An 11,172-nucleotide genomic window follows, 5' to 3' on the forward strand; every position below is an offset into this window, starting at 1 on the left:
AAAAAGCAGTATAGGTTTTTTATCCGCCGTCCGATGCCCTCCCAGCCCATCCATTCCCCGGCTTTCATTCGTCCGGCCGTGCCTGCGGATTTTGCCGCCTGGATGGAAATGGCCGCGGACGTCCGGGACGATTTCCCCGGCATGACTTCCGCCGACCACCGCGACGCCATGGAACGGTGCATTGCCAGAAATACGGCCCTTTGCGCCTGCGTGGAGGGGGAGTTTGCGGGAGGAACGGCGTTCTCCCCGAAGTACGGCGGGATCGGTTTTCTGGCCGTCCGGCCGGAATACAGAAGGCGCGGCATCGGAAGCCTGCTGATACGGGAGGCTCTTTCCTGCATGCCGCAGGACCGCGGAGTGTTTGTCCACGTTTACCCGGGCGTTTCCGCAGCCCGTTTCCTGTACCTTTCCCTGGGCTTCCGGGAGGATGAATTCATCCGGCAGGAGGACCAAGTTTATCAGACTCTGGTTCTCTCTCCCGAACGGTTGAAGGAAATAGTACGCCAACGCCGGAATTTTTCCGCTGCCGGCGGTTGCCTTTGACGGACGCTTCCGCATGGGTTAAAAAGAAGATATTCCATGCAGGACTTTCTTTCCACCGTCATTCTTTTGTTTATCGTCATTGATCCCGTGGGATTGGCGCCGATGATCCAGGGAATGCTGAAAAAATACACGCCGGAGAAGCAAAAGGCCATTCTGAAAAGGGAACTGGTTTTTGCTCTGGGCCTGCTGCTCCTGTTCTTTTTCTCCGGGAAATTCCTGCTGAACCTGCTCGGTCTGGAACCGGCCACCCTGAATATTTCCGGCGGAATCCTGCTGTTCCTCGTGGCTCTGGGAATGGTGTTCCCCGCCAAGGATATGCTCACGTCTGCGGCCCATGCGTCCGGGCAGGACGAACCTTTCATCGTTCCCATCGCCATGCCGCTGATGGCAGGCCCCTCCTCGCTGGCCATCATCATGCTGCATGCCTCCCAGAGTCCGGACAGCATTTCCCAGATGACTTACGCCGCCGCCATTGTCACGGCATGGCTGCTTTCTGGACTGGTCCTTTTCATCGCCCATAAATTCCTCCGCCTGCTGGGGGAAAAGGGAACGATCGCCCTGGAACGGATGATGGGCATGGTGCTCATCATGATTTCCGTCCAGATGTTCATGAATGGCCTGGCGGGATACGGCGTCAAATAGAACAGGAATTCGACCATGCTCTGGCTCCTTCACGGCAATCTGGGATCTCCGGCGGACTGGAAGCCCGTCATGGACGCGCTGCGTTCCAACGGAATCGAATCCCGCGCCCTGAACCTCTGGAAATACCTGGAATGCTGCCCTAAAAGCCTTCCCGAAATGGGCCGCGTGCTTTGCTCTGAAATCGCCGCGCAGGACAGGCACCCCCATATCTGCGGCTATTCCCTGGGAGGAAGGCTGGCCATGCACGCGGTTCTGGCGCATCCCCCCCTCTGGAAGGGAGCCGCGTTCGTCAGCGCCAATCCCGGCCTGGAGAATGAAGCGGAACAGGCTGCCCGCCGCGCCGCGGATGCGGAATGGGCCGTCAAATGCCTCTCCGCCCCGTGGGAGGATTTTTTAAGGGAATGGGATGCCCAGGGAGTCTTCCGGGGGGAGGAAGGGCGCGACCGTTCCCTGCTGAAGCCGTGGCGCAGGTCCATTTCCCGCGCGTTCATCGACTGGTCCGTGGGAGCACAGGCGGACCTGGCCCCTTCTCTGAAGCAATCGCCCGTCCCCCAGTTGTGGATAGCCGGGGAACGGGACTCCAAATTCACCGCCCTTGCCCGCCGGGCAGCCGGGGACAAGGCGGCGATCATCCCCCATGCCGGCCACCGGATTCCCCTGGAAACTCCGGAAAAGCTGGCGGAATGCCTGCAACAACTAATCACTGCAACTTATGAATGATTCAGGAATCCCGGACGCGGAAGATTTGAGAAAACTGGTGGAGGAAATAGCCCAGACCCACATCCCGTTCGGCATGTACGGTCCGGCCAAATACCCGCCCAAGGGATGCCCCCTGATGGATGTGCCCCAGGAATATCTGGCATGGTTCCAGGCCAAGGGGTTTCCCAAGGGGAAACTGGGACGCCTGATGGAGCAATGCCTGCTCCTGAAAGGGAACGGGCTGGACAACCTTTTCGACCCTTTCCGGAAGGCTAACGGCGGCAGGACAAAGAAGAACGCCCGCCGCCGCGTGTGGGATTTTGAGAATGAATGATGCTGCACGGATTGCGGGACAGGCCTGATTTTCCAGCTTGTCTCTACCGCCGCAAACTGCATCCAGTATACAAAAACTATTCTCCACGGCGGGAATCTCCGGCAACCCGCTTCCGGAGATGGCAATACGGTTTTCCTTCCGCATGGCGGGAAGCGCCTTGCCAGTGCCAGGGATGGCCTCACACTCGCAATATTTCAAAATGGCCTCATTCAGCAGGTATGAGCCGTCTCTTGTCTTCCCTCTTTTCTTATCGGCGGCACTCAGAAAAAGCCGTCCATTGGTCTCAGAAATGACGGGAGCCGCGGCAATCCGCATCATGCAGGGTTCTCCGCCGTCATGATGCTCCGCCGGCAAAAACAATACGGCCCCGTCTTCCGGCAATCATTCAACCGGAAAACGGGGCCGCGAAAATAGAGGTTTTTACAATTTTTTGGTATTCAGTTTTTTGTCCACCAGCATGCCGTCCTTGAGTTTCAAATCAAATTTAACATCTCTTCTGGCCTTGAATTTCAACACAAAGAGTTCCTTGGTTCCTTCCACCGGCTCCTTATCGCCGATGTTGACAAAGGTGGGATACAAGGCCTTGTCTCCATTCGTATGGAGCCTGTCGTTCGTCAGATTTTCCATCTTATTCATGTCCTTGACCTCCACACCCACGAATTCATAATCCTTGGGATCATACGGGAGGGCAAAGCTCAAGGCATTCACCAGACTAAGCTTTTGGCCCTTGACGGTAACCTTGGCGACGTCTCCCTTGGCGTATCTCTTTTTGTCCGCACTGATCAGAAGTTTTCCGCCCAGTTCCTCTTTCTTTTTCTCGGCGGCGGCGTCCTTCTTCTCTTCGGCATCCCCCTTATCCTGGCCGGCATCCTCCTGCGGCTGGTCGGAGTCATCTTCCAGCTGGGTGGCTACGACGGAGATGTCATAAGCGTCAATAAGGCCGTTCCTGTTGATGTCCCCATTGCTGATATAACCCTCGAAGTCGGAATCCCCTTTCCTCAATCCCGTGTAGTTGATGTAGGAGGTAAGGTCGTTCCTGTCGATCTTGCCGTCATTGTTGATATCGCCCGGAAGGTAGCTTTCCGTTCCCGGCACCTTGAAGACGTAGATTTCCCGGCCTGAACCGTATCCTCCCACGCCTTCGGTTATATTCAACTTAATGTAGCGGGCGGTGGGAGCGTCCTTGAACCCGAAGATTTTCACTTCGTTGTTCTTGTCCCACTGGAAGGTTCCGGCCTTCGTCCAGTTTTCCTTGTCCATGCTGTAGTAGACGGTACCTTTCAGAAGGGTGCCGTTCCCGGCGTCTTCACGGGGGACGTAATGGAATTTTTCAATCTTGTTGATTGTTTTCAGATCCATGACCAAATCAAACGGGAGGGCATTCGCGCCATATTTCGTGTGCCAGGCATCCTTTTCCTTGAAGTCAAACAGCTTGGTCAGGGAATTGCCCTGGTTTTCCGCAGTCGTTTCACCGACAATTCCCTCAATGGCAAATTCAAGCGGATTCGCCTGCGTTTTGGCATTAAAGGCCGTCCAGTCCGAATGGCCGTCGCGGTTGACGGCGCGCAGTTTGAAGGAGTAGGGGGTTTCGGCTTCCAGGTCCTCGAACAGGAATTCCGTTCCCTTGATGGTGGTGTACAGCATGCCGCCGAACTCAATTTCATAGTAGTCCGCATTGGCCGCTGCATCCCAGGTGGGTTTCAGCGTGTAGGCCGTCGTGTTTTCTTCCGTGACCCCGGCATTCGCAGGAGGGGAAAGAGGACCGGATGAAAGACGGTATTTTTCGGCAGGCTGGAACTGGAAGCCTTCCACGGAAAGCACCACGGGATTTGCCGTGACGTCCGTCGCGGCCAGTTTCACCAGGAGCTGCGGGTTCTTGGAAATCACCTTCTTTTCAAAGTCGCTTCCCTTCGTGGCGAATGTGTTCAGGTTGGGAGCGGCGTCGTAGAAATAAACGTTGTCCCCGGACAGGAAGTCGTCTTTGGACGCCGCTTCCGTCAGTTCCAGATTATCCTTGCCAATCCGTGCGGAAACCTTGTCCGGCTTCCGTGTCACGTTGATGCGGAATTCCGTCGACTTTTTCTTGTCGAATCCGGTGAAGTCGCCAACCGCCGGATGAACGGTTACGGTGACGTTATTACTGCCGTCAAGGGCCGATTCAATCCGGGTTTTGACACCCCTGCCCTGACGGTATTCCTCCGTTACGCCGTCGTCGTCATACGTGGTGAAGGAAGTGCGGCCATGGGGGTAAATTTCATATATCCTGTGGTTCGGATTTATTTCCGACACGTTGTTGTTCGGGCCCGTCATGGGAATGATAGCCCCGTTTTTCACGAAGACGGGCAATTTCCAGACGGGGGCGTCAAAACAATTGTAGATTTTACCCCCTTCGTACAGGTCGCCCGTGAAGTAGTCGATCCACTGGCCCTCCGGCAGGTAAATGCCGTGGCGCACGTCGTTGCCCTCCTTGTCCGCGTTCGTATCCTGATAGACGGGAGCCACCAGGAAATAGGGGCCGAAGAGGAACTGGTACTGCGTTGCCTTGCCCAAGGTATAGGGATTGGGATATTCCAGGAACATGGCCCGGACCATGGGCATTCCGCTGACGGATTCTTCCGCAATGCTGTAGGCGTAAGGCATCAGTTCCGATTTGAGCTTCAGATACCACCGGTTGATGGAGGTGGCGGGTTCCCCGAATACATGGGGATATTTTTCATTGGCTCCCCATCCGTCCATGTTGAGTTCCATGGGGGTGAAGGTTTTCCATTGGAAATCGCGAATGTTGACCGCGGGATTTTTCCCGCCGAAGATACCGTCCATGTCCGAACAGATGTTCGGCTGGCCGGAGAGGCCGGAGCCGATGTAGGTAGGAATATGGAAACGGATGTATTCCCAGGCTCCGCCCGTCTGGTCGCCCGTCCAGATGCCGGCATAACGCTGGGTCCCGGCCCAGCCGTCCAGGGAGATGATGAACGGGCGGCTGTTGTTCCCGTAATAGGTCATGATCTGGGCCACATCCGTAATGCCGTTCAGGCCGAAGGAATAGCCGGCTCCGACCCAGGCGACGTCCGTTTTCAATACGCGCACCCCGGCATCCCTGACTTCCTTGACGATGTCACGCTGCAGAAGGGCGCTTATCTCCGGTTTGGGGTGCAGGTCCGACTGGGTCCACAAGCCTATTTCCACCCCGTTTTTCAGAGCGTAGTCTGCCAGGCTTTTCAAGTTTGCAATGTTCCCGTCCAGAGTATCCGTCTGTCCGTACCCGGCGCCGTAGCCGTCGTTCGGGAGGAGCCAGCCCAGCGGCATGTCATGGGCCTTGTAGCGGTCAATCACGGCACGGGCGGAAAACTGGTAGTTGTCCAGCTCTCCGTTCAGGGATTCCCTGATTCCCCCGTTGTCCTTCTGGCTTTCCTTGTATCTCTTGCCGTCTTCAAACAGGATGCCTTTTTCATCTTCCTTCCAGTAGTCCCTGTTGTAGGCATTCAGATGACCCTGGTAGAAGGCGAATTTGGGCAGCAGCACGGGGTTCCCCGTCAATTGGTAAAACTTTCTGAGCAGGTTGACCGCTCCGTCGTCAACCATGAAGAAGACATCCAGATAGTTTTCATCATGGCTGAGATTGACGGTGCCTTTTTCTTTGGCGCCAAAGTCATACTGCCCCTTCTTGAACGTATGCCACAGAAGGCCGTAGCCGTTCGTGGACCAATAGAAGGGAGTGGGGGAGGCTACGCCTCCGTCCGTCCAACTGTTCTGGTTTTCAATGGAAATTACTTTTCCCTTGTGCGAGAAGCGGCCGTTTTGCACGCCTCCTCCGTAGAAGTATTCCTCCGGCCCCGTTTTCAGGGACAGGGTGGTTTTGCCTTTTTCAAAGAGGACGGGAGCCGCCTGCTCCACAGCCACGGCTCCGGTTTTCAAATCAACGATTTTGATGAGGGAAGTCTTTTTGTCAATTTCCACCCTGATTTTTCCCGTGGTGAGCGTGACCGTATCCCCCTCGGTGCCGACATCCAGTCTGGAAACGGGCTTCCTGGGCTGGTCGACCAGTATTTTAGCTTCGGGCTCCGCCTTCGGATCCCGGATAATTCCTCCCGAATCGTCGCGGAAAAGGCGGAAGATGTTGTCCCCGTAAAAGTCGAAGGTCATCCGGTGGTCTTTCCCGAGCAGCACCTCGACTGCTGAAGGATTGATTTTCCGGGCATTCTCCACCATCGGGGACTGCGGCCCTTCCTGCGGACCGCTCTGGGCGGAAAAGGCAAAGCCGGAGAAGAAGAGAGACAGGCCGCAGGTCAGTAACACCGTTTTCCTCAGCATGCCGCTGTCAGTTGATTTTCCCATTATCATATCATTTTTATCACGTCAGCCGGAACACCGTCTCAAAATGAACTCAAATAATCAATCCAAAGGTGAATGGCATCCCCTTTTTTTCCACCATGCGGTTTCCTGTACAGGCTGTGCCCGCGACATCGCATGTGTATTGAATCATGCAAAAAAGAGTCAGGCGCTCCGGCATTTTCCAGTTGCCAGATATACCGGCAGTTTCCTGCGCTTTTTTCATACTTTCCCCTGCCTGCATTCCGTCCGGGTAAAATCCGCTTTTGAACTATTTCACAATGCCCTTCCTGGTCAATGTAATAGAAAATCCGGGCATTATATTGAGGAGCGCCGCAAAATGCGGCATGCCGCCGGCTCTTTCACCAAGAACCGGCGGCATGCAGGTTATTCCCGAATGTTTCAGGCGGCGCATCCCACGCCCACGATATTTCCCTTTTTGGCGCGGCAGACAAGAAAACGGCCGGAGAGGGAAGACGGCAAGCCGTCAATGGGAGAGCAGTCCCCCGGATCATGGCTGCCTTCATGGGACCAATCCAGAGCATGACCCGCGGAGTCATACAGAACGTACCGGGCCGTTCCGTCCAGGGAATCAAACCATACGACGCGGGATTCATCTGGCGGAACCTGATGCTCCTTCCGGAGAAAACGGTCCATGACTTCCAGCAGCCGATCCATGGCGGCATCAAAGGAAGGCTGTTCCGTATCATAATGGATTTGCTCTGTCTGTTCCTCCATGGAATGGCTGTGGACCACGGCGATGTTTTCCACGCCGATGGCGGCGGCAATTTCTCCCAGCTTCCGCTGGTAGGCTTCCGACTGCTCCCGGCGATTTTCATCAATGATCAGGATATATCCCTTGGAGGCGCACAGCCCCGACACGATTTCCGGAAGGTATTCCAGATGCCCGGGGCAGTCACAAAAGACCAGATCGGTATGGTCATTGACGGGGCAGGCGATGCGGGTCCCCGTGATCGTACGGCCCGTGGCCTGTTCAATGCACAGGGCATCCGGTTCAATCACGCGTCCGGTGTTCTTCCGGAGAAGGCTCTTGATGAGCGTGGATTTTCCACTGTCCATCAGACCGCATACGGCTATTGTGGCTTTTGATTTCATATGTTTGAATGTGGGGGAATGGATCAGCAAAAACCGTTGCGGCGGAGCATTTCCATGCAATGCGGCACGGCTTCGTCCTGGCGCGCCCTGCTGGCGCGTTCCGGAACCAGAGTCACGGCTACTTCATCAATGATTTTTTCAATGGTATCCGCCCCGGACTCCACCGGAGTGGTTACAGGCATGCATCCGAGGGAACGGTAGCGTTTGCCGTCAACTGCAAGGTAAAGAGGGCACAGGGGAAGTTTGTGTTCCAGGGTATATTGCCAGATGTCCAGTTCCGTCCAGTCCAACAGGGTATTGACCCGGTAATGCCCTTTTTCCGGAGAAGAAATATTGACTCCTTCAAAGGGGTGGAATTCCGGATTGTTGTCCGACGGTTCATAGACGCCTTGGGCATCCCGGTAGGAGAAGTAGCGTTCCTTGGCCCGAGAACCTTCTTCGTCCCGGCGGATTCCCGTGAACAGGAAGTCGATTGCTTCATCACGGATAACCTGCTTGAGGGGTTCCGTCTTGAGGGCAGCCGTCACTTCGAAAACAGGCGTGTTTTCATAGTTCATCCCGGAATTGAGGGCAGCCGTATTGGTCACGGTGAGATCACCGGAACCAATGCCGAATTCCTTGATAATGTTTTTCTTGTAGGCATAAAGCTGCGGGAATTCAAAGGTCGTATCGACGTGAATGACCCTCAGCCGGTCCAGGTTGACGTGCTGCCGGAGCAAATCCAGCAGGACGATGCTGTCTTTGCCGTAGGAGCAGAGGACGGCCGGGCGCTTTGCCTTGGAAAGAGCCGTTTCAATGATTCTGTGCGTTTTTTCTATCCAGTCAGTCATGGTTTGTTATTTCGTAGGGTTGATCCAGAAAAGTTCCTTGAAGCGTTCTTCAAGCAGGAAATCGCCGGCCCAGTTTTCCCTGATCCTGGCGATGTCTTCCTCTGTCAGATCGTCGCGCGTCAGTTCGTATTTGCCGTCCACATTGCAGTTGTACGACTCCACGTTCATGACGGTTTTCATATAGTCGGTCAGGTCTTCAACGCGGACCACCGTGTCAATGCGGGGGCAGTGGTCGTAATACCAGGCCTGCCCTTCAAGATGCTGCTCAAATCTGCCGGGATGATTGGCTTCATTCATCCGGACAAGCAGATGCATGGTGTCCAGCAGCTGCCTTTTGCTTTTGCAGGATGAAGTGAAGGGAGAAAACATTCCCCGGTTGATGCACCAGGCATAATTGGCGAGGTTGACAAATCTTTCGACAGGATCGCGGAAAACGACCAGATGATTGTATTTCTCGAATTTGTCCGCATCGTAGTCCTCATTGTTCAGGCAGTGGCTGTAGGCATTGCCGTTCCAAACCCTTGACGGGCTACCCGCTGCGGGCCTGAATCCCAATTCGTGAAGCACGGTTCCCATTTGCGTACTGCACGCGTTTTTGGGGATCAGGTACATCAATGTTCTGCTCGGTTCGTGAAGAACATATTTCGCGCCGGTTACGCTTGCGGCACAATGCCGGGACTGCCACTGCCCCGCCGCCCCCGTTGCAAAATACTCATCGGTAGCCGGGTTGTAGGTCAGCAGTTCGACACTTTCGTATCCGGGCCAGAACAGGGCACGGGGGTTTTCCCCGTCCCCTTCCGTAATGATAGCCATGTCGTTCCCTTGTTCGCGGAAAAGCCGGAGCCCCTCTATGCGGCAATTTCCCTGCCATCGCGAATGAATAACGCGTATGTTTCGTTTTGTCTTTGTATTCATGGTGAATTGATCCAAGTTTCATTTTATTATATTAAGGCACTGAAGCTTAAATTTTTATCCATTTCTCCCGATAGACGTCCTGATAGTCCTTAATTTTGCCTACAAACCACTCTTTCTGGATGAAAACCTTATCCTGGTCTCCCAGATAGGCCCCCCACCAGGAGAAGGAGGAACAGGAAAGAACGAGTTCCTGCATGGATGTCAATTCCCGAAGAGCACCCAGTGTTTCATGTTCATCCATCACTATTTCAAAACGCCGGGCCTCAGGAACATTATCCATCAGTTTACGGGCCCGTTTCGGAGAGTCGGAGAAAATGACCAGCTTGCTGATATTGCCGGACAGCCTTGCAAGCGCTTCATTCAAGAAGGGTACATCCGGAGTATGGTAGAGGGAGGTCAGATGGAGGTAATCGCCCATCCTTAAATGGACACCCGCCGTTCCCTCCCGAGTGGGAGCTATTAAATTCCCGAAGAGGGAACGTATTTCGTTTCCATATTCCTCAAAATATTTTTCACTCTGAAAATAACCTTCTATGGCTCCCTTCCGAATCATGCCGGGAATGGCGCGATAGGAAAAACACGGCTCCTTGTAAACAACGGGAAACTCGTATCCCCCTTCAGGACAGCATGCACAGGAGTCCCCCAGCCACGCCCTCAACCTCACGGTTTCTTCCCTCCGTTTCCAAGGGATTCTGCATTCAAGCCCATGGCGGAGGGCGTGAGCGTAAATAGCGGCAATCTGGAAAAGGTGGTTCCCCGTGCGTGTACAATCCGTGAAGAAAGGAGCCACGCAACCATTCCACTTATCCGTGGAAAGGACACGGAAATCGGCGGGGGCCTGTCTGACTTGGGTTCCGTATGCCGGCTTTTTCGCCTCCATGCAAACAGTTCCCAGCAGATCGAAAGGATGCTCATCCCGGTCGGAACGACGTTCCAGCGACTGCAAGTGGGTATGCTCCGACACGCCCGGATCCAGAACCTCCACTTCAAAACCTGCGGATTTCAGTACTTCCGTCAGTAAATCAACCGTCCACAAGGATTTTTGCCTGTAGAAGGCAAGGATGGCACCCACTTTATTAGAGGGAATGAACGTGTCCGGATACTTGTTTTTCATGTACTGGCGGAATGCAGGGGTAACGGTCCCCGCCAGAGACAGCACATCCCGGAACGCAAGTCTCAATATGCCGCCGGGTTTCAGGGAGCGAAACGCCTCAAAAAAGAAGCCGCAGGCTTTCTCCGAGCTTACCTGGTCAATGACATGTTCCAAATAATAAGCATCTACAGATTCATTCTCCCAAGGCAGCGGACGGGATATATCATAATTGGGGGCATCCAGATTCAACCAGCCGCTTAAATGACGGTCCCCGCAGCCAAGATGGACATACAATTTGGAGGAATGCGGAAATCCGGCATTGCTCCCGTGTTCCTGGCGCAATTGTTCCAGCGGCATCATTCCGGCATGGAATTGAATCGTGATGGATGATCCCACATATTTCCCATGCCGAGGCAGCAGTTGTTCCATGGGCCAGACGAGCCATTTCAATATCAGCTCTCCCTGGCTGCCCATACTCCACCAGCCATAACAGCCGGAAGATTTGCGGCGGAATACTCCACTGGCATAAAAATGCAGTTCATCCTTCCAATGGGGATGGCAGGCATCCCCCACCACATCCGGTCGGGAATAGTTGAATTCATGCAGAGCGCGCAAAATAGGAGGCGTACACCAGTGTGCCGTCACCATGTCATTCCCGGCATCAGGATAAT

General features: G+C 54.5%; 10 protein-coding genes. 4 read left to right on the forward strand and 6 right to left on the reverse strand.

The window, feature by feature from the left end:
- Positions 1-33: 33 nt before the first annotated feature.
- Genes HMPREF3039_RS02305 through HMPREF3039_RS02320 form a run of 4 tightly spaced genes read left to right on the forward strand, consistent with a single transcriptional unit; the run spans position 34 to position 2,218 of the window.
- Entirely contained in the window at positions 34-543 is a 510-nt protein-coding gene (locus HMPREF3039_RS02305; protein WP_067570448.1) for a GNAT family N-acetyltransferase, read from the forward strand.
- A 36-nt stretch (positions 544-579) separates the two neighbouring features.
- Positions 580-1,185: a MarC family protein gene (locus HMPREF3039_RS02310; RefSeq protein WP_067570446.1), complete on the forward strand. Its 606-nt coding sequence runs from the start codon at positions 580-582 to the stop codon at positions 1,183-1,185.
- Positions 1,186-1,200: 15 nt separating this feature from the next.
- Positions 1,201-1,905, forward strand: a complete 705-nt coding sequence (locus tag HMPREF3039_RS02315) for an alpha/beta fold hydrolase (protein ID WP_067570444.1) — start codon at positions 1,201-1,203, stop codon at positions 1,903-1,905.
- On the forward strand, positions 1,898-2,218 hold the full coding sequence (locus HMPREF3039_RS02320; RefSeq protein WP_067570442.1) for a DUF3820 family protein: 321 nt from the start codon (positions 1,898-1,900) through the stop codon (positions 2,216-2,218). Before HMPREF3039_RS02315 ends, HMPREF3039_RS02320 begins: the two co-directional genes overlap by 8 nt.
- A gap of 420 nt (positions 2,219-2,638) precedes the next feature.
- Here HMPREF3039_RS02320 and HMPREF3039_RS02325 read toward each other — a convergent pair whose 3' ends face one another.
- From HMPREF3039_RS02325 to HMPREF3039_RS02350, 6 genes are all read right to left on the reverse strand, one after another.
- Positions 2,639-6,553, reverse strand: coding sequence for a TIM-barrel domain-containing protein (locus HMPREF3039_RS02325; protein WP_067570486.1), 3,915 nt, complete (start codon positions 6,551-6,553; stop codon positions 2,639-2,641).
- Positions 6,554-6,602: 49 nt separating this feature from the next.
- Complete coding sequence (locus tag HMPREF3039_RS02330; protein WP_156469862.1) at positions 6,603-6,773, reverse strand: hypothetical protein; 171 nt, start codon at positions 6,771-6,773, stop codon at positions 6,603-6,605.
- 176 nt (positions 6,774-6,949) lie between these two features.
- Positions 6,950-7,663 (reverse strand): GTP-binding protein, encoded by a 714-nt coding sequence (locus HMPREF3039_RS02335; protein WP_147550005.1) that lies wholly within the window; start codon positions 7,661-7,663, stop codon positions 6,950-6,952.
- A gap of 23 nt (positions 7,664-7,686) precedes the next feature.
- Entirely contained in the window at positions 7,687-8,493 is an 807-nt protein-coding gene (locus HMPREF3039_RS02340; protein WP_067570436.1) for a phosphoadenosine phosphosulfate reductase domain-containing protein, read from the reverse strand.
- Positions 8,494-8,499: 6 nt separating this feature from the next.
- The gene (locus tag HMPREF3039_RS02345) at positions 8,500-9,306 is read right to left on the reverse strand and encodes a hypothetical protein (RefSeq protein ID WP_067570434.1); all 807 of its coding nucleotides are present in this window, start codon (positions 9,304-9,306) and stop codon (positions 8,500-8,502) included.
- A gap of 148 nt (positions 9,307-9,454) precedes the next feature.
- Positions 9,455-11,172 (reverse strand): alpha-1,2-fucosyltransferase (locus tag HMPREF3039_RS02350; protein WP_067570432.1); only part of this gene is annotated, 1,718 nt, incomplete at its 5' end.

This window comes from Akkermansia sp. KLE1798, from assembly GCF_001580195.1.
GTDB lineage: Bacteria > Verrucomicrobiota > Verrucomicrobiia > Verrucomicrobiales > Akkermansiaceae > Akkermansia > Akkermansia biwaensis.

Excerpts from the sequence above, each read along its gene's own strand:
- HMPREF3039_RS02305 (WP_067570448.1), top strand. The coding sequence starts at position 34 with ATGCCCTCCCAGCCCATCCATTCCCCGGCTTTCATTCGTCCGGCCGTG.
- HMPREF3039_RS02310 (WP_067570446.1), top strand. The coding sequence starts at position 580 with ATGCAGGACTTTCTTTCCACCGTCATTCTTTTGTTTATCGTCATTGAT.
- HMPREF3039_RS02315 (WP_067570444.1), top strand. The coding sequence starts at position 1,201 with ATGCTCTGGCTCCTTCACGGCAATCTGGGATCTCCGGCGGACTGGAAG.
- HMPREF3039_RS02320 (WP_067570442.1), top strand. The coding sequence starts at position 1,898 with ATGAATGATTCAGGAATCCCGGACGCGGAAGATTTGAGAAAACTGGTG.
- HMPREF3039_RS02325 (WP_067570486.1), bottom strand. The coding sequence starts at position 6,553 with ATGGGAAAATCAACTGACAGCGGCATGCTGAGGAAAACGGTGTTACTG.
- HMPREF3039_RS02330 (WP_156469862.1), bottom strand. The coding sequence starts at position 6,773 with ATGAAAAAAGCGCAGGAAACTGCCGGTATATCTGGCAACTGGAAAATG.
- HMPREF3039_RS02335 (WP_147550005.1), bottom strand. The coding sequence starts at position 7,663 with ATGAAATCAAAAGCCACAATAGCCGTATGCGGTCTGATGGACAGTGGA.
- HMPREF3039_RS02340 (WP_067570436.1), bottom strand. The coding sequence starts at position 8,493 with ATGACTGACTGGATAGAAAAAACGCACAGAATCATTGAAACGGCTCTT.
- HMPREF3039_RS02345 (WP_067570434.1), bottom strand. The coding sequence starts at position 9,306 with ATGGCTATCATTACGGAAGGGGACGGGGAAAACCCCCGTGCCCTGTTC.